This window comes from Ruegeria sp. D3 (genome assembly GCF_056534465.1).
Genome location: NZ_JBQFPK010000002.1, coordinates 408,919 through 431,491, shown reverse-complemented (window position 1 = coordinate 431,491; position 22,573 = coordinate 408,919). Strand labels below are relative to the sequence as shown.

Annotated in this window: 20 protein-coding genes and 1 tRNA gene; 7 read left to right on the top strand and 14 right to left on the bottom strand. The window is 55.3% G+C overall.

The features are described from left to right. Positions 1–58: 58 nt before the first annotated feature. The 5 genes from ACR0DX_RS04500 to ACR0DX_RS04480 all read right to left on the bottom strand — a co-directional run bounded on the left by ACR0DX_RS04500 (position 59) and on the right by ACR0DX_RS04480 (position 4,339). The gene (locus ACR0DX_RS04500; RefSeq protein WP_170353040.1) at positions 59–661 is read right to left on the bottom strand and encodes a YrbL family protein; all 603 of its coding nucleotides are present in this window, start codon (positions 659–661) and stop codon (positions 59–61) included. 170 nt (positions 662–831) lie between these two features. After that, positions 832–2,241, bottom strand: coding sequence for a hypothetical protein (locus tag ACR0DX_RS04495; RefSeq protein ID WP_480845295.1), 1,410 nt, complete (start codon positions 2,239–2,241; stop codon positions 832–834). Continuing rightward, positions 2,241–2,987 (bottom strand): methyltransferase domain-containing protein, encoded by a 747-nt coding sequence (locus ACR0DX_RS04490; protein WP_170353036.1) that lies wholly within the window; start codon positions 2,985–2,987, stop codon positions 2,241–2,243. Before ACR0DX_RS04490 ends, ACR0DX_RS04495 begins: the two co-directional genes overlap by 1 nt. 9 nt (positions 2,988–2,996) lie before the next feature. Next, positions 2,997–3,383, bottom strand: a complete 387-nt coding sequence (locus tag ACR0DX_RS04485; RefSeq protein ID WP_170353034.1) for a GtrA family protein — start codon at positions 3,381–3,383, stop codon at positions 2,997–2,999. Further along, a complete protein-coding gene (locus ACR0DX_RS04480) occupies positions 3,380–4,339 on the bottom strand; it encodes a glycosyltransferase family 2 protein (RefSeq protein WP_170353032.1) in 960 nt (319 codons plus the stop codon). Before ACR0DX_RS04480 ends, ACR0DX_RS04485 begins: the two co-directional genes overlap by 4 nt. Before the next feature lie 400 nt (positions 4,340–4,739). On the opposite strand from ACR0DX_RS04480, the gene ACR0DX_RS04475 reads away from it, so the two are divergent. The 5 genes from ACR0DX_RS04475 to ACR0DX_RS04455 are packed head-to-tail and all read left to right on the top strand — an operon-like array spanning position 4,740 to position 9,253. After that, the gene (locus ACR0DX_RS04475) at positions 4,740–5,870 is read left to right on the top strand and encodes an ABC transporter substrate-binding protein (protein ID WP_170353030.1); all 1,131 of its coding nucleotides are present in this window, start codon (positions 4,740–4,742) and stop codon (positions 5,868–5,870) included. A gap of 54 nt (positions 5,871–5,924) precedes the next feature. Then, on the top strand, positions 5,925–6,845 hold the full coding sequence (locus tag ACR0DX_RS04470) for a branched-chain amino acid ABC transporter permease (protein ID WP_170353028.1): 921 nt from the start codon (positions 5,925–5,927) through the stop codon (positions 6,843–6,845). Continuing rightward, positions 6,842–7,828, top strand: a complete 987-nt coding sequence (locus ACR0DX_RS04465) for a branched-chain amino acid ABC transporter permease (protein ID WP_170353026.1) — start codon at positions 6,842–6,844, stop codon at positions 7,826–7,828. Before ACR0DX_RS04470 ends, ACR0DX_RS04465 begins: the two co-directional genes overlap by 4 nt. Further along, complete coding sequence (locus ACR0DX_RS04460) at positions 7,821–8,570, top strand: ABC transporter ATP-binding protein (RefSeq protein WP_480845291.1); 750 nt, start codon at positions 7,821–7,823, stop codon at positions 8,568–8,570. The genes ACR0DX_RS04465 and ACR0DX_RS04460 overlap by 8 nt, the downstream gene beginning before the upstream one ends. Then, the gene (locus ACR0DX_RS04455; protein WP_170353022.1) at positions 8,567–9,253 is read left to right on the top strand and encodes a branched-chain amino acid ABC transporter ATP-binding protein; all 687 of its coding nucleotides are present in this window, start codon (positions 8,567–8,569) and stop codon (positions 9,251–9,253) included. Before ACR0DX_RS04460 ends, ACR0DX_RS04455 begins: the two co-directional genes overlap by 4 nt. Before the next feature lie 41 nt (positions 9,254–9,294). Here ACR0DX_RS04455 and ACR0DX_RS04450 read toward each other — a convergent pair. From ACR0DX_RS04450 to pyrH, 9 genes are all read right to left on the bottom strand, one after another. Continuing rightward, a tRNA-Ser gene (locus ACR0DX_RS04450) sits at positions 9,295–9,384 on the bottom strand. A 90-nt stretch (positions 9,385–9,474) separates the two neighbouring features. Further along, positions 9,475–11,901 carry a DUF3772 domain-containing protein gene (locus ACR0DX_RS04445; protein ID WP_170353021.1) on the bottom strand — a complete coding sequence of 809 codons (2,427 nt, stop codon included), beginning with the start codon at positions 11,899–11,901 and terminating at the stop codon, positions 9,475–9,477. Beyond that, entirely contained in the window at positions 11,901–12,935 is a 1,035-nt protein-coding gene (locus tag ACR0DX_RS04440; RefSeq protein WP_170353019.1) for a cysteine synthase A, read from the bottom strand. Before ACR0DX_RS04440 ends, ACR0DX_RS04445 begins: the two co-directional genes overlap by 1 nt. 69 nt (positions 12,936–13,004) lie before the next feature. After that, on the bottom strand, positions 13,005–14,120 hold the full coding sequence (locus ACR0DX_RS04435; protein ID WP_170353017.1) for an NUDIX domain-containing protein: 1,116 nt from the start codon (positions 14,118–14,120) through the stop codon (positions 13,005–13,007). Positions 14,121–14,148: 28 nt separating this feature from the next. Beyond that, positions 14,149–14,589 (bottom strand): TrgA family protein, encoded by a 441-nt coding sequence (locus ACR0DX_RS04430; protein ID WP_170353015.1) that lies wholly within the window; start codon positions 14,587–14,589, stop codon positions 14,149–14,151. A gap of 16 nt (positions 14,590–14,605) precedes the next feature. Then, entirely contained in the window at positions 14,606–15,814 is a 1,209-nt protein-coding gene (locus tag ACR0DX_RS04425; RefSeq protein WP_170353013.1) for a class I SAM-dependent methyltransferase, read from the bottom strand. 69 nt (positions 15,815–15,883) lie between these two features. Further along, on the bottom strand, positions 15,884–17,308 hold the full coding sequence (locus ACR0DX_RS04420; protein WP_170353011.1) for a cryptochrome/photolyase family protein: 1,425 nt from the start codon (positions 17,306–17,308) through the stop codon (positions 15,884–15,886). Positions 17,309–17,355: 47 nt separating this feature from the next. Next, positions 17,356–18,582 (bottom strand): aminotransferase class V-fold PLP-dependent enzyme, encoded by a 1,227-nt coding sequence (locus ACR0DX_RS04415; protein ID WP_170353009.1) that lies wholly within the window; start codon positions 18,580–18,582, stop codon positions 17,356–17,358. Between the two features lie 209 nt (positions 18,583–18,791). Then, positions 18,792–19,535 carry a UMP kinase gene (pyrH, locus tag ACR0DX_RS04410; RefSeq protein WP_170353007.1) on the bottom strand — a complete coding sequence of 248 codons (744 nt, stop codon included), beginning with the start codon at positions 19,533–19,535 and terminating at the stop codon, positions 18,792–18,794. Between the two features lie 96 nt (positions 19,536–19,631). Between pyrH and miaA the strand changes: the two genes are divergently transcribed. Then, positions 19,632–20,525: a tRNA (adenosine(37)-N6)-dimethylallyltransferase MiaA gene (gene miaA / locus ACR0DX_RS04405; RefSeq protein ID WP_170353005.1), complete on the top strand. Its 894-nt coding sequence runs from the start codon at positions 19,632–19,634 to the stop codon at positions 20,523–20,525. A gap of 324 nt (positions 20,526–20,849) precedes the next feature. Next, entirely contained in the window at positions 20,850–22,520 is a 1,671-nt protein-coding gene (locus ACR0DX_RS04400) for an ABC transporter substrate-binding protein (RefSeq protein WP_170353003.1), read from the top strand. Positions 22,521–22,573: the final 53 nt, after the last annotated feature.

Sequence of the window (22,573 nt, the reverse complement as noted above, 5' to 3'; positions counted from 1 at the left end):
TGGCCGAAAGTCCGCATCCGTGAACAGATTCTTCACGAACGGAAACAACCCTGACGAATTACGGGCGCAGCATACCAAGCATCCTCTCACGTCGACGTTGTATCGACTTGCGAAAAGCTAAATCACTGACCAGAGCCAGCGGAAGCAGAACCCTCTCACCGACGCCGTCGATGACAGTCAACTTTCCGCCACGCTCTTGAGCGCGCACTACGTTTTCATGGCTCATGTCTCCGACGATGATCCGTCCACGTTCCAGATCGTCCATTAGCTCGGCGAAATCATCGTGCAAACGCTTCAGACCAACGGGATCGTCTTTGACCAACAGCCACTCACTGTAAACCGTCGGCGCCAGCCCGCCATCGGGACCTGTCAGTTTTTCTACGGCCATGGCTGGCCCTAATGAGGTTGGTGCGTAACCCATAAACAGCGCAAGGCGCTCAATTTCTGGACACCCCCTGTGCAGCGCGGCGAGGTATTCGTTAGCCTCGCGGTTCCATTGGCGTAAATTGCCGTATCGTCTTTCGGCATAGCGCTGGACAGCGTGATTTCTGACAGGAATGTCCGCTCTGACCTTTAGCAGCGCGTCTTCGTGATCAGGGTGTTCGAAAATCAGGTAGTTGCGACTTTCTCGCAAAGGCTTACGCCCACTGAGATCAATCATTTAGTGTTGCCCTATGATAGAAGACGACGGTCGCGTCATTCGGAATAAAGTGTCAAACCGGAATTGGCTTAATAAAACCTTCTTAGAATTGTTACAAATGACTTTTGCCCAAACCAAATGAAAAACGCCCCGTCGGGAAAGACAGGGCGTAGTTAGTTCATACCGTCCTGTTACGGCCCGACCGGAGGCGGAGGCAACAGAAGAAAGCTGACCTCGCCCCGGCTTTCAACTACCGGAACATGTGTCCAATCCATAGGGTCGAAAGGAGGCGTTTCCTTTTCGCAATCTTCAGGTTGTTTATGACAGATAAAAACCTCGGCCCCAGTTAGATAAGCCAGGCGCAGCTGCAGCCCACGCGAAAACTGGATTCCAGCCGAACGCGCGCCGTTCAAGCCAAGAAATTCTCCATAAATATGGATCGCGCTCGTGCCTTCAGGAATGGACGCTGCCAAATCGCGGGTGGTTTTTTGCCATTCCGGAATTTGAAGGTAAGTCGCGCGTCCAAATAGGATCAACTTGATCAACAGCACATACATTATTGTAATCCGCGCGACACTCGCCCACCTGCCTGGTGTTTTGGCCATGTGCAAGGTTGCTGTGGTAAAGGTAAATCCGATGAGGATCCAAATCCAGCCATAGGCGCGCACAGGCACTAACACGCCAGACATCAGTGACTTGGCGAACAAAGGTGCAACACCGGCCAGCGCTGCTGCCAAAACGGCTATCGCAGTGAACCGTTGCCAACGAAACAAGCAAACCCATGCCCCAACAAAAAACAGCAACAGCACAGCTCCGGTTCCTGCAGTCCCACCCCCGAATTGGCGGACGGTCATCATTAGAAACCTTTTTAGCTTGCCCAGATTTACTATCAGGTCATCCAGCGTTTTGGCTTCTGTCGGGGCCCGCCACTCGGCTATGGGGATACCGAAAACCCCGTGGTAGAGATAATTGAGCGAGTAAACCGACACGACCGCCAGGACGAGACTGACAAAGAAGACAAGCAGTGTGGTGACCATGCTTTTGTAAGTCTGTGGCGCTTTGTGCGACAATAACAGCAGCGTCAGCAACAGAAACGGATAGGTCGTATAGGCCATGAAGGACAGCGGCACTGCGATCAGCATCAAGGCCAGCGCGATCCGATGGGGCAAAAACACGACCGCAAGCGCAAAAAGCGCAATAACCCATGCCCCGGGCAACAACGTGTTGAACCAAAAGCTGATCAAAAATGTCGGGATCGATAGCACCACGAACAAGGTAAAGTAGCCGCGGTACCAACCCGGAGCATCCCGACCAAAAACGATCAAGGCTGTCGATGCCGCAAAAACGGCACTGGCGATCAGGTAGAGTACAAAACTGACTGGTGCAGGCCAAAAATACGGGCGAAACTGCCACCAGTAATTCAACCAGCGCCCTTCATCCAGCGCTTTTATATACGCCATTTCTTTGGTTCCCAGCAAAGCCGGGAAGTCATCATGCCGCACCAGCGGATCGAACAGTAAAGGCGCGTAAACCAGAACAAGCGCCCCCAGTCCCAGCAACGAAAACCGGATGACATCGCGTCCCAAAGACTGTGTACTCATCATTTACTCCGGTGAGCGCGAGCGATGACCGAGGCGCGAGCCTGCGCGATCGAGGTAACGGTTTTTTGCGGCAATTGGCGAACGATCATCTTGCGCAGGTTCCATCCGAAGCTGCCAACCTCTTTCAGAGCACCTGCCGCGACTTTAGTGTTCAAAACCTCTGTCGGCAGAGTTTCGGCTCCTGCCTCACTGGCATAAAGAACACTGTTGTAGCGATACCAAGGCTCAATCGAGCTGTCATTGAACAGAACGGGGCGCAAGCAGTCATAGGCAGTGTAACCACGCTCGGCAAACAGGCCCTGCCAGAATGCCAAAGGCTGCTCGTTGACGTGGAACTCCCCTCCCTGCCCGGGCACTGCCGCCGAAAAAAGTACGAGGTCGCTGTGGGTTGTCAGGCTTTGCACAAGGCGGGCGGACGCCGCATTGGGAAGGTGCTCTCCGACTTCAAGCGATTGCGCCAAACCAAACTTTCGCCCCAGATCAACGGGCTTGCTCAGGTCTTCAGCAAAAAAAGACTCGGGCGCGATAGCCAACCGATCCCGGTCAACATAGTCACCATCGACCCCGGCAACATCCGGGCAACCGGCAGCTGCCCATTCGGACAACCATACACCTCGTCCACATCCGAAATCCACGACGCTTTCTGGTTTAACCCAAGCGTGCAGGCACTTAATCAACCGAACAGCCGACTGCCTTGCGCCGCGGTCGATATAGTCGAAGAACTCGTTGGAATAGATATGTGACATCTCAACTCTCTAAATTGAATTCTCTTCGCGATAGACCCACAGCCGCAGGATCACGAAATTGATGACAGGTAGAACGACGACCACCACCCCAGCCGTTGCAAGCTCGGAGATGTTCAGTCTGGGGCCGAGAACCGATGTCAGAACCGAAGACACGATCAATCCGATGCCGATCATGCACAAAAATCGGCCAAACTGAGCCGGAACGGCCAGCTTCTTTTCAAAGGTCCAACTGGTTTGGCCGACATACTGGATAAGGATGGCCGACCCAAACGCCAGAAAGTTGGCAACCCAAGACGATCCGAACAACCTGAGCAACCCCAGATACGTCAGGATATAGTAGACGGCCACACCTACTCCCACGACCGCAAAGCGGACTATCCGGCGGCGTTCGCTCATGCTTGTTTGCTCATTGTTTCCGGCGTGTTCTCAACCACGCCGCCGACTTGTTCATCGATGAAAAACAAGGGGCGCCCTTTGGCTTCGATGTAGAGCCGCCCGAGGTATTCGCCCATAATTCCCAATGTCAGCAATTGGATACCCGAGAAAAAGCTGATCACCAAAACCGTTGAGGCCCAACCAGCAACGGTATTGTACAGGATCAGCGACCAGAATACGTAAACCAGCATCAGCGCCGCAACGATCAGGGTTAAGAATGCAAGGCGCGTGGCAATCTGCAACGGTTTGATCGAAAAACTGGACAATGCATCAAAGGCCAGGCGGATCATCTTGGACATTGGGTACTTGGTTTCACCAGCCACACGCGGATCCCGCACGTATTCGATACCAATCTGCCGGAACCCAGCCCAGGCGAACATCCCGCGGATGAAACGTGCACGTTCGGGCATATCCAGCACCGCGTTCAACACCCGGCGGCTGACCAATCGGAAATCACCTGTGTCATTCGGGATCGGGACATCCGACAACCGGTTGAGAATGCGATAGAACCCATGAGCGGTCAGCTTTTTGAACCAGCTTTCTCCTTTGCGCTCGCTGCGGCGGCCGTACACCACATCGTATCCGCGATCCATCATCGCCATCATGTCAGACAACAATTCGGGCGGATCCTGCAGATCCGCATCCAACATAAAGATGCGCTCACCCGTTGCGGCCATCAACCCGGCTGTCAAAGCCACCTGATGCCCCCTGTTCGTGGACAGTTTAAGACCACGCACTCGCGGATGCTTCTGGCTTTGCAAACAAATCCCATCCCAGGTGTCGTCGGTCGAACCATCGTCGACCAACAGGATCTCGGTGTCGTCAGACCATGCGTCTGTTGCTGCGATCAAGCGCTCTACCAGAGCTGGCAATGAGTCCTCTTCGTTCATACATGGAACGACTACAGACAGTAACATTTAACCTCCGAACGCGATCTGTCCTGCTCGATTTTGTGGCGAATATTTCGCTTCTGTTGGAACACGTCGCTTTGGTTTAGCTTCTTCGTATTGGGTCGGAACCCTTGATATCTTAACACCCGGTCGCCGCTAATCGGTAAGTTCCAGTTTTCAGACCGTAGTTACCAATGCGACACATTCAATCACCCGTGCAGACGGACTGCACGCAAAATATTCGCGCCGTTCTTGCCTGTACGATGTGGCAGCAATGAGCCCATCTTAAGACAAAGCGTTGTCTGATGATCCAAAACCGCAACTTGATTGCCGGTCTGAACAGTTTTTCCAACGAAATTCAAACCTTCGGCTGGTCATGACCCGCGTTTTTAGTATCAACTGTGGCTAACCAACGAGGGAGAGAAAAATGAAAAAGCTATTGTTGGCTGCATCGGCTGCATCGCTGCTAGCCACATCGGCATTCGCTGAGGTCAAGGTCGGGATGATCACTACCCTTTCGGGCGGCGGCGCCGGCCTGGGTCTTGACGTGCGCGACGGGTTCCTTCTGGCGATTGAACAGTCAGGACGTGACGACATCGAAGTCGTGATCGAGGACGACCAGCGCAAGCCCGACATTGCGGTGCAACTGTCAGACAAGATGATTCAATCAGAACGCGTCGACGTCATGACAGGCATTATTTGGTCGAACCTTGCCATGGCCGTCGTTCCAGCAGCGGTGAACCAGAATGTGTTCTATTTATCCCCCAACGCAGGCCCTTCGGCCTTGGCGGGGAAAGGATGCCATCACAATTATTTCAACGTGGCATGGCAGAATGACAACCTGCACGAAGCGGCTGGAGCATATGCAAATGATGCTGGCTACAAGAAGTCTTTCATTCTGGCTCCGAATTACCCGGCGGGTACGGATGCACTGACCGGGTACAAACGTTTCTTCGATGGCGACCTGGCCGGAGAGATTTACACCCAGCTTGGTCAAACGGACTATGCCGCCGAGCTCGCCCAAATCCGCGCGAGTGACGCCGACAGTGTCTTTTTCTTTCTGCCCGGCGGCATGGGGATTTCTTTTCTCAAGCAATATGCCGACAGCGGAATCGATCTGCCTGTCGTCGGCCCGGCCTTTAGCTTTGATCAGGGTATCTTGCAGGCAGTGGGTGATGCAGCCTTGGGTGTTGTGAACACCTCGCAATGGAACAAGGATATCGACAATCCGACCAACAAGGCTTTTGTCGATAGCTTCAAGGCCGAATACGGCCGCCTGCCGTCGCTTTACGCCAGCCAGGGTTTCGACACCGCAAACCTGCTTTTATCCGCATTGGAAAAAGCCGATCCGTCAGACGCAAATGCTTTCCGCGAAGCCCTGCGAGCCGCTGAGTTCGACAGTACGCGCGGGGATTTTGCATTTGGCCCGAACCACCACCCGGTACAAACGATCTATGCGCGTGAAGTGATCAAGGAAGGTGATGTTTTTACCAACAAGATCATCGGCACCGCGCTTGAAGCTCATTCGGACGCATACGCCGCCGAGTGCAAAATGTAAGAAACGACTGCTGCCCGCCGTCAACCAGACGGCAGGCAGACCACCGGAGTTCCCATGTCCTCGATCCTGATTGTCGAGCAGATCCTCAATGGTCTGCAATTTGGCGTCATGTTATTTCTGATGGCTGCGGGCCTGACACTTATCTTTGGCGTCATGGGGCTGATCAATCTTGCCCACGGTTCGCTTTACATGGTCGGGGCTTTCGCAGCAGCCACTGTGGCCGGTGCCACGGGATCGTTCTTTCTGGGTCTAGTTGCGGCGCTCGCCTCAGCTGCGCTTGCCGGCGCGATGATTGAAATTGTTGTCATACGAAGGCTATACGATGCACCTCATCTGGATCAGGTTCTAGCTACCTTTGCCCTGATACTTATATTTTCGGAGGGAACCCGCTGGTTTTTCGGGTCTTTCCCCTTGTTTTTGAATATCCCGCAAGCTCTTTCGGGGCCTGTCACCCTGCCCGGCGGCATCGAATACCCCCTTTACCGTCTAAGCCTGATCGTCATCGGTGTGGCAATCGCGGGCGGATTATGGCTGTTCATCGAACGTACACGCATAGGCATTCAGATCAGGGCCGGTGAAAACGATCGAGAGATGATCGCGGTGCTTGGCGTTGATATCTCAAAACTCTACACCCTCGTTTTTGCCCTAGGAGCAGCTCTGGCCGGGCTGGCCGGCGCTTTGGTTGGAGCAATTCAATCGGTGCAGGTAGGCATGGGTGAACCCGTTCTGATCCTTGCCTTTGTGGTTATCGTAATCGGCGGTATCGGGTCGATCCGAGGGGCGTTCATTGGTGCATTGCTGGTCGGTTTGACCGACACGTTGGGCGGCGTTTTCCTTCCTGAATTCCTTGGCTTGTTCATGGAGCCCGGTGCAGCGCAAAAAAGCGGGTCAGCCATTGCCTCGATGGGGATTTATATACTGATGGGGCTTGTTCTGATCTGGCGCCCTACTGGCTTGTTCGGAGCCCGCGCATGAGAGTTAAGGAAAGATACATCAATGGCGTCGTTCTAACTGGCCTGCTTCTATTACCCATTTGGGCATTGGCGATGGACGAGCCTTTCACGATCACGTTGGCCACCCGAGCGGTTGTCCTTGCACTGGCAGCTGTCGGGTTGAACCTTGCATTGGGTCTGGGCGGAATGGTCAGCTTGGGCCACGCTGCGTTCTTTGGCCTTGGCGGCTATACCATGGGTATTCTTGCCTATCACGCGCAGACGTATTCAACCTTAAACCTTGGTCTGTTCAGCACTGATGGGACAACGTCGATGCCGTTGATCTGGCTGTCGGCTATGGTCATCTCGGCGCTGGTCGCGTTTTTCATCGGCATGCTGTCACTGCGCACAACCGGGGTTTATTTCATCATGATCACCCTCGCATTTGGCCAGATGTTTTTCTACTTTGCCATCTCATGGGCGCAATATGGCGGCGAGGACGGACTGTCCATTTACGTGCGCAACGGTTTTCCCGGCTTAAACACGCTGGTGCCAATTCAGTTCTTCGGCATCTGTTTCATTCTTCTTTGCATCGTGTTGTTCCTGTTTGCCCGCCTTCAGGCTTCACCCTTCGGTTTGGCACTGAACGCCACGCGCCAAACCAGATCACGCGTTCAGGCAGTCGGTCTGAACCCTACGCGAATTCGTTTGCTGGCCTTTGTTCTTTCAGGCGCAATAACTGGATTGGCGGGCGCGCTCTTCGCTGACCTCAACCGGTTTGTGTCGCCCACAATGTTTAGCTGGCAATTGTCCGGAGAGCTTATCGTATTGATCGTGATTGGCGGCGTTGGACGGCTGATGGGGCCGGTAATCGGGGCTTGTGTCTTTGTAGCACTCGAGCATTTTTTAGGAGCATTGACCGATTATTGGCATGTTTACCTTGGAGTCGTCCTATTGTGCATTGTCCTGTTCGGGCGTGGTGGACTGATCGGCCTACTCACGGGGAAAGAGGGTGCGAATGTCTAAGCCCATCCTTGCCACTGATGCACTTAGCAAACGGTTCGGCGCGTTGACAGCGACACACGATGTGTCAATCGACCTCAACCCAGGGGAAATCCACGCAATCATTGGCCCGAACGGAGCGGGCAAGTCCACGCTGATCAAACAGATATGCGGTGAAATCCACCCCGATTCCGGTCGTGTGTTGTTGGATGATCGGGATGTTTCGGCCCTGCCCCTCCACATTCGCGCACGCGCTGGCTTGGGTCGGACGTTCCAGATTTCCGACTTATGCATGGAAGACACTGTTTTAGAAAACGCGATTTTAGGCTGTCTGGCAATCGAAGGGGCCTCATGGCGGTTCTGGGGGGCCGCTCAAAAATCAAAAACTTTACGGTCCCGTGCAGAAGGTGCACTGGATCGTGTCGGCCTTGCGAATTTTCGCGACACACAGTGCTCCAGCCTCAGTCACGGGCAGCGACGACAGTTGGAAGTCGCCGTTGCGCTTACGCTTTCACCCCGCGCGTTTGTCATGGATGAACCCATGGCCGGTCTCGGAGCAGAGGGGTCCCGGAACCTGACTGCTCTACTCGACGGACTTCGCGCCGAAGCCCCAATACTGCTGGTCGAACACGATATGGATGCCGTTTTTGCTTTGGCAGACCGCATCAGCGTGATGGTTTATGGCGCGGTGATCGCCACAGGATCAGCGGATGACATCCGCCAAAGCGCGGATGTCCGTGAGGCCTACCTGGGAGAAGAAGTATGAGTTTTCTCACGGTCGAGAACCTTCAGGCAGCCTATGGTCCAAGCCAAGCGCTTTTCGGTGTCGATCTGCGCGTGGCTGAGGGCGAAGTTACCGCATTGCTGGGACGGAATGGCATGGGCAAGACAACCACCGTCAAGGCGATCTGTCAGATGATCCGTTCCTCAGGCACGATCACCTTAGATGGCAAAAACTTGCAGGGCCTACCCAGTCACAAAGTTGCGCGGAGCGGTGTAGGTCTGGTTCCCGAAGGGCGCAGGTGTTTCATGGACTTAACCGTGCACGAAAACCTAATCGCTGCAGCCCGCCCCGGAGAATGGGATCTGCGCAAGGTCGCAAGTCTGTTCCCAAGGCTGGATGAACGTGGAAACCAGCGAGCCGCCTCATTGTCTGGCGGTGAACAGCAAATGCTGGCCATCGGTCGTGCATTGATGACGAATCCGCGTCTTATTGTTCTGGATGAAGCAACCGAGGGTCTCGCACCCATCATCAGACAGGAAATCTGGGCTGCAATGCGGCAGTTAAAGCAGAACACCAGCGTCGCAATCCTTTTGATCGACAAGTCCTTGAAAGAATTAGCCACTGTATCAGACACCGCCACCATCCTAGCACGCGGGCGCACAGTCTGGAGTGGCGCCATGTCCGACTTGACGTCCGAGGTGAGCGAAAAGCACATAGGTGTCTAAACTCGTTAGACCAAGCATCGCCAATCAACTTTTAAGGTATGTGGCGGAGAGACAGGGATTCGAACCCTGGAGACGGTTTCCCGCCTACACACTTTCCAGGCGTGCGCCTTCGACCACTCGGCCACCTCTCCGTGCGGGCGATATTTGGACTATCGCTTGCAGATTTGCAAGGCCCCAATAGGGTGAAAATTCAACCTTCCTGAGTGAGGCCGGAAAACCGATCAAATCTCGTCCCCGTCGCTATCCGACATGTCGGCTTCGGTCATTTTAATCGGCGCAGGTTTGGCTGCGGAACCCTCTTCGGAATTGGGGGCAGCCTTCACCTCTGGACCGGTGTTGCGCAGAGTTTCAGGGTTGCGCAACCACACGTCACGCTGCGCGAACGGGATCTCGATGCCCTCTTCAACAAAGCGACGGTTAATCTCATGGTTCATGTCTGACTTTACAGACAGCATCCAATTAACATCCCTCAGAATAGCACGGATCTCAAAATCCAGAGAATCCGCGCCGAAGCCTTGGAAAACAACACTGGGAGCAGGGTTGGCAAGAACCATCGGGTTCGCATTTGCAATTTCGCCCAGGATTTTCTCAACTTTGCGAGTATCAGTTCCGTAGGCAACTCCGACAGGAACAATCACCCGCCCGATTGTGTTGCCGCGGGTGTAGTTGGTCACCACACCGCTAATCAGATCCGAATTGGGGACGATCACATCGGATCGGTCGAAGGTCTCGATCCGCGTCGACCTGACCGAAATATCGCGCACATAGCCCATCATCCCGTTGACGTCGATCCAGTCTCCCTTCGAGATCGGACGCTCGACCAGAAGGATGATGCCTGAAACAAAGTTCGAAACGATGGTCTGCAGGCCGAAACCAATTCCGACCGACAGCGCACCGGCCACAATGGCCAACGAAGAAAGGTCGAACCCGGCGACCATGATGGCGCAAAGGGCGGCAAGGAATATGCCGACATAGCCTGTCCCCGCGACAATTGCGTTTTGGCCGCCGGGATCGATCTTGGTTTTTGGCAGCAATGAGCTGCGCAGCCCCCCTTGAAGCATCCGTGTCAGGCCATACCCCATCAAGAAGACGATCAGGAAGGTAAAGAAATTCTTCGGTGAAACTGTCACGCCACCGACATCGAATCCCAGCAGGATACGCGACCAAACCTCAAGTAAATCCGTCTTGCGCGCGCCCCAGTAGATTGCCAGAACCGGGATGGCGAAAATGGCCATCGCAAAGCCGATCAAGACGGAAAACAGGGAATCCTTGGCCCCGTCGCCCTGTCGCGTGACCCACCCGTAAACAGCAGTCAGGAATCGCTGAACGATGACCAGTGCCGCAATGAGAACAAGGGATTTGACAGCAGGATAAACGATCGCCTCGGCGGCGTTGGTATAACCGACCACTGCCAGCACCGGGCTGGCAATACCCAGCAGAAACAGGGCTCGACGCAGGAATTCTATCAACTGCGCCAAACCCGCGCCTCGGGTCGCGCCGGGCTCATCCGAGTCGACGACAACCTCGGTGCTGCGCACCTGACGCACGCGCAAAAGAACCAGTGCCGTAATGATTGTCACAGGGAAACCGACAACCGCGCGCGTCGCGTCCGAGATATTCTCGATCTGCTCGAATAGATTCACCAATTCGTGCAGGATCAAAAGGACTGCAAGCAGATCGAGATAGACCCGCAGTTCGGCCACCCGCTTCGCGGTCAGACGCTTGAACCCCTGCGCCTCTTGCAGGACATAAACCTGTCGGCCAATCCAGTCATAATAGAGGATAATCGCAGCCCAATACGGGATGTTTTCCAACAGCAAAGTGCCACGCAAGCCCGGCACCCCGGTCATTACGATCGCCTTGACGATCAACCAGACCCCAAGCCAGGGTAAAATAATACGCAGTAGTGAAGTCAGGAACGTCCAAACACCACTGCCTCGGCCGCCCAGCTTACGCAAGTAGCTCCCTGCAAGCTCGGACCAATGCTTGCCGTAGAACAACAGTACCCCGGCGAGAACCACCAGTACAAAAATACCCAAGCCCTGATTGCGCAACTTCTCGTGGGCTACATCAGTTTGCAGATTCCTTCGGGCTTCGTTGAACAGGCCGCGGGCTGCTTCGGTAACATCTGTCCATGCTGGCCCCCAATAGATTGGGTTAATCGGAGACGGACCGCGCTCTAACAGCTCTTTGGTCTGGCGGTTACGCAGAAGCTGATCGATTTCTGCGATCAAACCGTTGGCGCGGCTGAACGCTTCTTCCGAGATAATCCTAGGAACCTGAAGCGCATTCAGTTGCTCTTCAAGATGCGCGCGCAGGGCGGCAATGTCTTTGGGTTCGCTCGCATCCCCTTCGGGCTTCGGCCCAAGCGCCTCGATCTGAGCGTCAAGCGTCTGAATGCGTTCGGTATTTGCACCACGCGCACGATTGAAATCATCGCGATAGGCATGAATTTCCGAACGTAGGTTTTCAAGCGAAGCATTCGAGGCCCGGTCGGCCTCGATCACTACTTCTGCTCGGTCCGCCGTTTTGACCCAACCCTGATAGTACTCGCTCTGTCGGTCGGAAAGCTGAGCAGCCGCAGGGCCGCAGAGAACCGCCAGACAAATTGAGACAAGCGCTAGGAGCAGGCGGACCTGTCGCAGCATCACACGTCCTCGAACACGCCGGGTATGCTGCGCGGGGCTTCGGTCATCCAATCGGGGACCGGCAGCTCTTTTTCACGCAGGAATTCCGGGTTGAACAGCTTGGACTGATAGCGCGTTCCATAGTCGCACAGGATTGTCACGATAGTATGGCCCGGCCCAAGGTCTTTGGCCAAACGCACAGCACCCGCCATGTTGATCGCGGTCGAACCGCCCATGACCAGCCCCTCTTCGCGCAGCAGGTCGAAGATGAGCGGCAGCGCCTCATTGTCGGTCATCTGATAGGCGTAATCGGGCTTGAAGCCTTCGAGGTTCTTCGTGATGCGCACCTGCCCGATGCCTTCGGCGATCGAGCTGCCCTCCATCGCGATTTCGCCAGTGGTGTAATAGGAATAAAGCCCCGCCCCCATCGGATCGACCAGACCGATCTTAACGCCCTTGGGCTGCAAAGCATCCGCCACGCCGGCCAGCGTTCCGCCGGAACCCACGGCACAGACAAAGCCATCGACTTTGCCCCCGGTTTGCTCCCAAATCTCGGGGCCCGTAGTTTCCACATGCGCCTGACGGTTGGCCACGTTATCAAACTGGTTTGCCCAGATCGCGCCATTGGGTTCGGTCTGCGCCAGTTCCTCGGCCAGACGGCGCGAGTAATGGACAAAGTTGTTAGGGTTGCGATAAGGCGCGGCAGGCACCTGCACCAATTGCGCACCGGCAAGGCGCAGCATGTCCTTTTTTTCTTCGGACTGCGTTTCCGGGATCACGATCACGGTCTTAAAGCCCATCGAAGCTCCGACCAAAGCCAGACCGATACCTGTGTTGCCCGCAGTTCCTTCAACGATCGTACCACCGGGCTTCAACTCGCCCCGCGCGATGGCGTCTTTGATGATATAGAGCGCCGCGCGGTCCTTGACCGATTGGCCGGGGTTCATAAACTCGGCCTTTCCAAGGATTTCGCATCCGGTTTCCTCGCTAATGCGCTTCAATCGGATCAGCGGGGTTTTTCCGACTGCGTCGGCAAGGTCTTTCGCAATGCGCATGGCGCCCTCATTTCATTACGGATCAAGGCAGATTTACAGTTGCCGCGCGCCAACCACAAGCAGCGATCATCACGAGCGCAGACGGTTCCGATGTCGCGCGAGCCAATGAGCCAGCGCCAGCAACGGCAAATCTTTGAACCCATGGGCATCAACTCTGTCCATGAAGTCCACAAACGGCAGGATTTGTGTGCGAATGTCCTCGCCCTCGGAGGCAAGGCCACCATTGTTGACTGTCTGATTAAGGTCAGCCAGCCCGACATAGAGATGAAGGTATTCGGTGGATGATCCGCTTGACGAATAGGCTGATCCCGCGCTTTCCAACACCAACAGATTTACATGAGCCTCTTCAAGTGTCTCGCGCCGAGCCGCCTGTTTCGGCGTTTCGCCGGGGTCAATCATTCCAGCGACGGGTTCCCACATCCAAGGCTCCGGATCTTCGGCCATGAAGACCGGTGCCCGGAATTGTTCGACCAATAGGACTGCATCGCGGATCGGATCGTAGGGCAGAACGACAACCGCACTGCCCTGCATCAGCCCGCTACGATGTACGACCGGCCCCATCGAGCCATCATACAGCCGATGCTGCAGCTCGATTCTTTCCATCCCGAAATAGTCGACATACTCTCGCGCGTGTTGTTGCAGGACCACGTCTTTGCGCACATCGCGCGGATCGCCAGTGTGCCGCTTGCGCGCGGCGAGCCTTGCCCAAGCCCGCGTACGAATGGCAGGAAAACTGCGGGAAATCTGGTCAGCGTCGACCTTGCCATAGTAGCCCATCACCTCTTGTGCCGCTGACACCGACATTTCCGCCCAGTCGTCCACCCAATCCTGCAAGGACCAGGGACCGGCAGAGGTCCACAAGTTCGGCTGCGGGTAGAACACGCTTGCCAAAATGCGAGAACCATCAGTGAGGTTCAAAGTGTGAGGCTCCATATCAAAATCGAAACCGGCCTCATAAAACTTTAACCGCTTCAGGTCTTCTGGCCCGAGCCCTTCAACCACCAGCCCCGGGGCATTATGGCCTGTTTCAGAGCAAATCATCGGAAAATGCTCGTCCCGAACATCATAGACCGCGTGGTCTGGCAGAACTGCGTCTCTTATCTGCAAGTCGGAGAGCGATCGATCCAGAACGGTCTCCAACAAAGGCAGATGGCGAAGCGTTCCATAGAAAAACAATGCGGACACAAAATTACCCTCGTAGTGCCAGTAGCCCTCACCGCCAGCGGCGACTGGCCTCTTCCGTGGCGAGACCCGCGATCACAGCACCGATCCCGAGCGTCCACAGGATTTCTGGTGCTAACAACTGCTGACCAAATTCAATGCCAATCTGGAAAATGGCCAACAGTGCCTCAAATGGTCCGTCATACCGATGGCGCATAGCCAATCGGAACATTTCGTTGCACCCTTGAACAAACAGGCCCCAGAAAACCAATGAGACAACCCCGGTCAAACCGTTGTTCAGTCCGGACGTCCACCCTTTGCCAGCTCGCTTTCCCATGATTTTCCAGCCGCACGCAACCGCGATGATCATGTTCACGTAGGTAAAGATACCGTAGTCCTTACCATCTTCCCCATTAGCGATGATCATGCTCGAAACTAAAAAGGCCACCACCAAAAGACAAATGGAGGCTACAAGTCGCGCAGCAGTGGGCATCAGGTGGGTCCGTTCATTACGTTGGTTTTGCTACAGTAATCTGTGTCACATCGCAATTGCCGGTGTCAAAGGCTGCGCCGCAGGCAGTCAAATAATAATTCCACATGCGGCGAAAACGCTCATCAAAGCCCATCTCAGAAATGACGTCCCATTTATCATTGAACGTGTCATACCAGCGGCGCAGAGTCAGATCGTAGCTTTTGCCGAATTCCTTGGACGTCACCACGTTCAAACCTGCCTGAGCGACCTGCTCTTTTAGCACCGAAGGTGCAGGGAGCATACCGCCGGGAAAAATATATTTCTGAATGAAATCAACACCATTGCGGTAAACCTCCCAACGATGATCTGCCACGGTGATAATTTGTAAAGTCGCCTGAGCACCCGGCTTCAAACGTTCGCGCACAACTTCGAAATAGACTGGCCAGTATTTTTGACCAACCGCCTCAAACATCTCAATTGATGCGATACCGTCATACTGGCCACGCTCATCACGGTAGTCCTGCAACTTGAACTCGACCATATCGGACAATCCCGCTTTATCAATGCGTTGCCGGGCATACTTCAACTGCTCTTCGCTGATCGTCAGGCCTGTGACCCGTAGGCCACGCTCTTTTGCTGCATATTCAGCAAATCCCCCCCAGCCACAGCCGATTTCAAGGATGTGATCACCGGGCTTTGCCCCCATCTCATCAACCATACTGGCGTATTTGGCGGTTTGCGCCTTCTCAAGACTTTCCTGCCCAGTCTCAAACAGCGCGCTGGAATAGGTCATCGTATCATCCAGCCACATGGCATAGAATTCATTGCCCAAATCGTAGTGATAAGAGATATTCTTTTTGGCTTGCTTACGGCTATTTCCGTTCAACCAAAAGCGAAGCCTTTCATAGGCTTGAACCAGAAACTTACCGGTGAAATCGTCGTAAACGGTCTCGGTTCCCAAATGGACCAAATCCATGAAAGACCGTAAATCCGGTGTGCTCCAGTCGCCTTCCAAATAGGCGTCCGAGAACCCCAATTCGCCCTCTCGGATCAGCCGGGCAAAGACGTCCGGGTTGTGAATATCGACCCGAGCAATTGGCCCGGGCTTTGTACCTTCGGCTCGGAAAACACGGCCATCCGGCAGCGCGATATCCAGGCGGCCGCATTCCATCTTGTTCAGCATTTTAACAACCTGCCCGAAATAGCGTGGCAGGTCTTTCTGTCCGTCTGTGGTGGTCAGGATCATCCGCTCTCCCCTGTGCGGTTGTTGTTTCAGGCTAGGCCGAGTTTGTGTTTCTGGCAAGTTTTCAGTTCCTTACTGGGTTTTCCGGTGCTCATAGGCGGCCAGTGCCTGTGCTCGTCCTTCGGACAATGTAACGATAGGAGCCGGATAGTTATCAGTGGGTTCAAGGCCCCAGGCCCGAGGGATCGCTTCGAAATACGCCAAGGCAGTATGGGGCGGAGCGGTCTGACCCTCGGCCACCCATTTGCGCACATAGGCGGATGATGGGTCAAATTTCTCTTGTTGTGTCACGGGGTTAAAAATCCGAAAGAACGGCGACGCGTCTGGCCCCGAGCCTGCCACCCACTGCCATCCCATCGCATTCGATGCGGGATCCCAGTCCACCAAACACTCCTCGAACCACCTCAGGCCGACTTTCCAGTGAGTCATCAGATGCTTGGTCAGATAGCTTGCGACGATCATCCGTGCCCGGTTGTGCATCCGCCCGGTTACGTACATCTCGCGCAAGCCGGCATCTACGACGGGAATACCTGTTCTTGCTGTTTTCCAAGCAATTACCTGTGGGTTATCTTCATCGAAACGCCACGGAAATGCGTCCCACTCTGGCTTCCAATTGTCGCCAAGCAGATGTGGAGTGTGAAACATCAGGTGATACGCGAATTCGCGCCACACAAGTTGGCGCAGATACGCATCCGCACCCGACACGCCATTCATCTCAGAGATCCTAACACGATGCCAGATCGACCGTGGGCTTATCTCACCCAGTGAGAGATATTCGGCCAAGGCCGATGTTCCGTTGTAATCCAACCGGTCTCTATCGTTGGAATAGTCAGAAACACGACCAACAAACGCTTCGAGAACGTCAAAGGCGGCCTCTTCACCTGCGCGCACATGCTGCGCGACCACTCCGGCGCCTCGGTTCATTGCCGCCCCCATGGCCCAACTCCCAATGTCATCTGACTTTGGCCAAGCTGGCGGCGCAATCAGACGGTTCGGTGTGGGGACCGGTGGGTCAACGTCCCTGTGTTGCACAGCTCTCCACATCGGCGTGAACACGCGGAAAGGTTGTCCACTCTTCGTTGCTACCGTCCAGGGTTCGAACAGCAGATGGCCGGAAAACGACTTTGCCTCGACCCCTTGGTCCTTCAGCGTTGTCTTGATGCTGCTGTCCCGCTCAATGGAGTCCGGATCATAAGCGCGGGTCCAGTACACTGCAGATGCTCCGGTTTCGCGGACAAGCTGTTGCAAAACCTCAATGGCGTTTCCCTGCCGCAGGATCAACCGACTGCCAACTTGCGTCAAACGCTGCTGCAGCGCTTCCAGCCCTAGCGACAGTCGCCATTTAGGCGCAGCACCCAGCGTCTGAGCAAGATTGTCGAGTATGTAAACGGGAATGACGGAACGACCGCTTTGAACTGCTGCGTTCAAAGCTGGGTGATCCGACAGGCGCAAGTCCCGCCGGTACCAAATGATGATCGGTGACTGCTCGTTTTCCATGATCGCCCTTTGTATTTTCTTTTATACGAAACAGGGCGAAAACCGGATCACAAAACGGTGTCAAGACTTTCCAATAACTGCTTGATTTCGTTCTCAGACGTGTAATGAGTGAAACTGACACGTAGCACACCGCGGGTCAGATCGACACCCATCGCTTCAAGTGGGCGAACTGCGTAGAAATCTCCGCCCCCGGCCATGATCCCGTGCTTGACCAGATTGCTTGCCACATCTTCGGCATTTTGTTCCAAAGCCAAAGCTACGGTTGGCGCACGACGGGCCGCGTTAGAGGTCCCGATCAGCCGGACCGAATTGCGATCCTTCACGGCGTCCAAAACAGGTTGCAGCATTGTAACCTCTTGCCCTCGCATCAAGTTGTGCACAAACGCACCCCGCTCGGTCGCGCCGCTTTGGGGGCCGCCATGATGATCGCACAGAAGGTCGACGTAATCCGCCATCCCCGCGCAGGCCGCGATCTGAGCGTGATCCGGCCCGGCAGGCGTAAACCTTTTGTACAAACTGTCCGCATTGAAATAATGCGCCTGGTTCGGCAGCAACTCACCCAGTGACCGTCGCATGACCATGCACCCCTGATGAGGGCCATAGGTTTTGTAGGCCGAGAACAGATAGATATCCGGCCCCATATCTCCGACATTGGGGAACCCATGCGGCGCGTAAGAAACACCATCCACACACACGAATGCGCCAGCGGCATGAGCGATCGCAGTGATCTCGGTTACCGGATTGATCTCTCCGATCACATTCGAACAATGCGGAAAACAGACCAGACGCACCTTTTCATCTAACAGGTTTTCCAGATCATGCGGGTTCAGCGATCCGGTCTCGGGGTCGATCTGCCATTCCCGGACCTCGATACCCTCCTCAGCAAGGCGGCGCCAGGGACCTGAGTTGGCCTCGTGATCCTGATTGGTCACAATGATCGCCTCTCCGGGTTGCATCCAGCGCCGGAACGCCTGCGCCAATACATAGGTGTTTTGAGTCGTGGAGGGACCAAAGCTCAGCTCGTCAGTATCGACCCCCAGAATTGCTGCCATGCGGACGCGGGCTTCGTCCATTTCCTCGCCCGCCAGCCGACTTGCTTCGTAAGGACCGTAGGGTTGCACTTTGCGCTGGGTGTAAAACCGAAACAGGCGATCCAAAACCGGTTTGCAGGTATAGGATCCGCCTGCATTCTCAAAAAACGCCTGCCCTTGAAGGCTGGGTTCGGCAAAGGCCGGAAACTGCGACCGAACGAAATCGATATCGAGGGTGCTCATGGCACGGGGCTCCTTAGATCATGCACGTCAATCCATGAGGACACCGGTGCATGATTCCGGGTCCCTCGGAAATCATGGCGGGTCTTCCAGCCAAGCCTTCGCGTATGCGATGGCAGCCCCTGCGGTCGCAAAGACCGGGTCAAATTGCCCAGCCTTCGCATCCGCGTCAAGCACTTGAACACAGAATACCCGGTCTTTGAGGGCGAGACTTATCCCTGAACTTTGGTATAGGTTCCTTCACCTGCAAGAATACCGCGGAACCCGCCCGGTTCATCCAGGCCGAACACGATCAGCGGCAGATTATTGTCACGCGCCAGCGCAATAGCCGAGGCATCCATGACCCGCAGACGCTTTGCCAGAACATCATCATAACTGACCGTGTCATAGCGCACTGCATCCGCGTGTTCCTTGGGGTCCTTGTCATACACCCCATCCACACCGTTCTTGCCCATGAATATCGCCTCACAGGCCATTTCATTCGCGCGTAGCGTGGCGGCGGTATCTGTCGTGAAATAAGGGTTACCCGTTCCGGCTGCAAAGATGCACACACGCTTTTTTTCAAGGTGGCGTACAGCGCGGCGGCGAATATAGGGCTCACAAACCTCATCCATGCGAATGGCCGAAATCACACGCGTGAAAACCCCAACTTCCTCAAGTGCTGACTGCATCCCAAGCGCGTTCATAACTGTCGCCAGCATCCCCATATAGTCAGCGGTCGTCCGTTCCATCCCCTGCGCCGAGCCGCTCAGACCGCGGAAAATGTTACCTCCGCCGATGACCATGCAGATTTCGACCCCCAGATCGTGCACGGATTTCACCTCTTGCGCGATGCGCTGAACCGTCGGTGGGTGCAGGCCAAAGCCCTGATCGCCCATAAGCGCCTCGCCTGAAATTTTCAGCATCACGCGACTGTATTTGGTTTTCGGGGTGTCGGTTTCGGGGGAAAGGCTCATATTGCGCTCCGGGCTGGCACGGGTTTTATTTCGCCGCAAAATGAAGCAAAACCTCTGCGGGTTCAATGCGGATCATGAGGAACAAGGCACTCTTGGATGGCCAACACGAACACATCGCAGATTTGGGACCGCCTGCCCCCCATTCCCGCCGATAAACCTGTGCTAATTGCCGGGCCCACAGCCTCGGGCAAATCCGAACTGGCGTTGCGGATCGCTGAAACCTTCGGCGGTGTCATCGTGAATGCCGATGCCAGTCAGGTCTATGCGTGCTGGCAGGTAATTTCAGCCCGGCCATCCGCCGACGACGAAGCGCGCGCACCCCATCGGTTGTATGGGCATATCGCCTATGATCAGGACTATTCCACCGGCCATTGGCTGCGCGAGGTCAAACCATTTTTGAGCGGGCCTCAACGCCCCATCATAGTGGGTGGAACCGGACTCTATTTCTCTGCTTTGACGGAAGGTATGGCTGACATACCGGCAACCCCATCCGACATAAGGACCGAGGCGGATCAGCTTACCCTGCCCGACCTGATCCGTGGCGTTGACCGCGAAACTCTGGCGGGGATCGACACGCAGAACCGCGCACGAGTTCAGCGCGCATGGGAGGTTCTGCGCGCAACCGGTCGCGGCCTACGCGACTGGCAGAACGACACGCCGCCTCCGGTTTTGAACATCGCGGATACAGTGCCCATCGTTTTCGACGTGGACAAACAGTGGTTGCTGAACCGGATCAACCTGCGGTTTGACTTGATGCTGGACACCGGCGCATTGCAAGAGGTCAAAGCCATGCGTGCGCACTACGACGCGTCGCTTTCTGCTTTCAAGGCCATCGGAGTTCCCGAGCTTATGGCCTACCTTGACGGCAACATGACACTCGAGGCCGCCCGTGAACGCGCCACAATCTCGACCCGTCAATTTGCCAAACGTCAGCGGACATGGTTCCGTGCGCGCATGAAAGACTGGAATCGCGTTGATTTCTCAAAGTGATACCACTTTTTGTTGATTGACCACTCAGGCGTATTTTGTGCCCCGCGCAAATATGTCGAATCCCCTGCCTTCAGACCGATCAGCCAATGTAACGCAGGTCCAGACTCGATCGATGTTAGCGGCAACCGACCCCGGCGAATGTCGTTTTTGTACCCTGAATGACGATTTCGAACGTTGACCTGACCCGATTTCTGGTGCCGAATGAACGCATGGGGATGTTCAGTATCACAAAAACGGAAACCCGAGAGCCTGCAACCCGCGCCTGCCGGGCCTGAGCGGTTCTACATTCAATCATAAAAATCTATGTCACAGGGAGAGACATTAATGACAAAGCAAACCTTGACCGGAGCACCGATGCACTGGGCGGCGGAAATGCATGCACAGGAATTTCGTGACGGCAAGCTCAGCCGGCGTGAGTTCATGGCCCGCGCCACGGCATTGGGTGTCGCTGTTCCTGCCGCCTATGGAATGATCGGCCTAAGCTCACCCGCAGCTGCGCAAGAACCACAGCGCGGCGGCACGATCCGCTACCAGATGGAAGTGCGTGCGCTGAAAGATCCGCGCACCTACGACTGGACACAGATTGCCACCTTCACCGCAGGTTGGCTCGAATATCTGGTCGAATACAACAATGACGGCTCATTCAAGCCCATGTTGCTGGAAAGCTGGGAAGCCAATGATGACGCGACCGAATACACGCTGAACGTGCGTAAAGGCGTCAAGTGGAACAACGGTGACGAATTCACCGCCGAAGACGTCGCGCGCAATATCACCGGCTGGTGCGATGCGACCCTAGAGGGCAATTCCATGGCGTCACGCATGGCGTCTTTGGTCGATGAAGCCACCCAAAAGGCGGCGGACGGTGCCATCACCGTGGTCGACTCGCACACTGTAAAACTGAAATGCAACACCCCGGATATTACCATCATCCCAGGCATGGCAGACTATCCGGGTGCCATTGTTCACAGCAGCTTTGACGCAAACAACATGCTGGCCAACCCGATCGGTACTGGATTTATGATCCCGGAAAGCCACGAAGTTGGCGTTAAGGGCGTGCTGGTGCGTAACGAAGGCTTTGACTGGTGGGGATATGAGGCCGGCAAAGGCGGTTATATCGACCGGATCGAGTTCATCGACTACGGCACCGACCCTGCCGCGTTCCTAGCCGCATACGAAGCCGAAGAAATCGACATGAATTGGGAGTCGGTGGGCGAATTCGTCGACATCTTTGATGGTATCGGTCTGGTGCGCTCGGAAATCCCGTCTGGCTTTACCATCGTCATCCGCCCGAACCAGCTGGCCGAGGACGATAGCGGCAACAAGATCTACGGCGACAAGCGGGTTCGTCAGGCGCTGGCAATGGCCGTCGACAATGAGGTCTGCCTAGAGCTGGGCATGTCTGGCTATGGTATTCCTGCCGAAAACTGTCACGTGGGTCCGATGCACCCCGAGTACGACTCGGCCGTGACCCGTATCCCGTATGATCCGGCAGGTGCAAAAGCCCTGATGGAAGAAGCGGGTATGGCTGATTTCGAGCACGAAGTTCAGTCCATCGACGATGACTGGCGTCGGAACACCACTGCGGCTGTTGTTGCACAACTTAATGATGCCGGGATCAAGGCCAAACACACGATCCTTCCGGGCTCGACCTTCTGGAACGACTGGACGAAATACGCATTCTCCTCGACCAACTGGAACCACCGTCCTCTGGGCACGCAGGTTCTGGCATTGGCCTACAAGTCGGGTGTTGCGTGGAACGAATCCGGTTTCGCCAACGAAGAGTTCGACAAATTGCTGGCCGAGGCGAACTCGATCGCAGATGTGGACAAACGCCGCGAAGTGATGGCCAAGCTGCAGGCGATCATGATCGAAGAAGGCGTGACCATCCAGCCTTACTGGCGCACAGCGATGCGTCACCATCGCGACAACATGGTCGGTGTCGAAAAGCACATCGCTGACCTTCCGCAGCTTTATAAATTCGGCCTCGTTTCCTAAGCCGAACAACACAAGGGAGCGCCTGACTGGCGCGGCCTTTTCATCCTGACGAC

Coding starts and splice junctions, on each gene's coding strand:
- miaA (WP_170353005.1), top strand. CDS start 19,632: ATGGCCAACACGAACACATCGCAGATTTGGGACCGCCTGCCCCCCATT.
- ACR0DX_RS04425 (WP_170353013.1), bottom strand. CDS start 15,814: ATGATCCTGACCACCACAGACGGACAGAAAGACCTGCCACGCTATTTC.
- ACR0DX_RS04455 (WP_170353022.1), top strand. CDS start 8,567: ATGAGTTTTCTCACGGTCGAGAACCTTCAGGCAGCCTATGGTCCAAGC.
- ACR0DX_RS04440 (WP_170353019.1), bottom strand. CDS start 12,935: ATGCGCATTGCGAAAGACCTTGCCGACGCAGTCGGAAAAACCCCGCTG.
- ACR0DX_RS04465 (WP_170353026.1), top strand. CDS start 6,842: ATGAGAGTTAAGGAAAGATACATCAATGGCGTCGTTCTAACTGGCCTG.
- ACR0DX_RS04415 (WP_170353009.1), bottom strand. CDS start 18,582: ATGAGCACCCTCGATATCGATTTCGTTCGGTCGCAGTTTCCGGCCTTT.
- ACR0DX_RS04420 (WP_170353011.1), bottom strand. CDS start 17,308: ATGGAAAACGAGCAGTCACCGATCATCATTTGGTACCGGCGGGACTTG.
- ACR0DX_RS04445 (WP_170353021.1), bottom strand. CDS start 11,901: ATGCTGCGACAGGTCCGCCTGCTCCTAGCGCTTGTCTCAATTTGTCTG.
- ACR0DX_RS04480 (WP_170353032.1), bottom strand. CDS start 4,339: ATGTTACTGTCTGTAGTCGTTCCATGTATGAACGAAGAGGACTCATTG.
- ACR0DX_RS04460 (WP_480845291.1), top strand. CDS start 7,821: ATGTCTAAGCCCATCCTTGCCACTGATGCACTTAGCAAACGGTTCGGC.
- pyrH (WP_170353007.1), bottom strand. CDS start 19,535: ATGAGCCTTTCCCCCGAAACCGACACCCCGAAAACCAAATACAGTCGC.
- ACR0DX_RS04430 (WP_170353015.1), bottom strand. CDS start 14,589: ATGCCCACTGCTGCGCGACTTGTAGCCTCCATTTGTCTTTTGGTGGTG.
- ACR0DX_RS04475 (WP_170353030.1), top strand. CDS start 4,740: ATGAAAAAGCTATTGTTGGCTGCATCGGCTGCATCGCTGCTAGCCACA.
- ACR0DX_RS04490 (WP_170353036.1), bottom strand. CDS start 2,987: ATGTCACATATCTATTCCAACGAGTTCTTCGACTATATCGACCGCGGC.
- ACR0DX_RS04485 (WP_170353034.1), bottom strand. CDS start 3,383: ATGAGCGAACGCCGCCGGATAGTCCGCTTTGCGGTCGTGGGAGTAGGT.
- ACR0DX_RS04470 (WP_170353028.1), top strand. CDS start 5,925: ATGTCCTCGATCCTGATTGTCGAGCAGATCCTCAATGGTCTGCAATTT.
- ACR0DX_RS04500 (WP_170353040.1), bottom strand. CDS start 661: ATGATTGATCTCAGTGGGCGTAAGCCTTTGCGAGAAAGTCGCAACTAC.
- ACR0DX_RS04400 (WP_170353003.1), top strand. CDS start 20,850: ATGACAAAGCAAACCTTGACCGGAGCACCGATGCACTGGGCGGCGGAA.
- ACR0DX_RS04495 (WP_480845295.1), bottom strand. CDS start 2,241: ATGAGTACACAGTCTTTGGGACGCGATGTCATCCGGTTTTCGTTGCTG.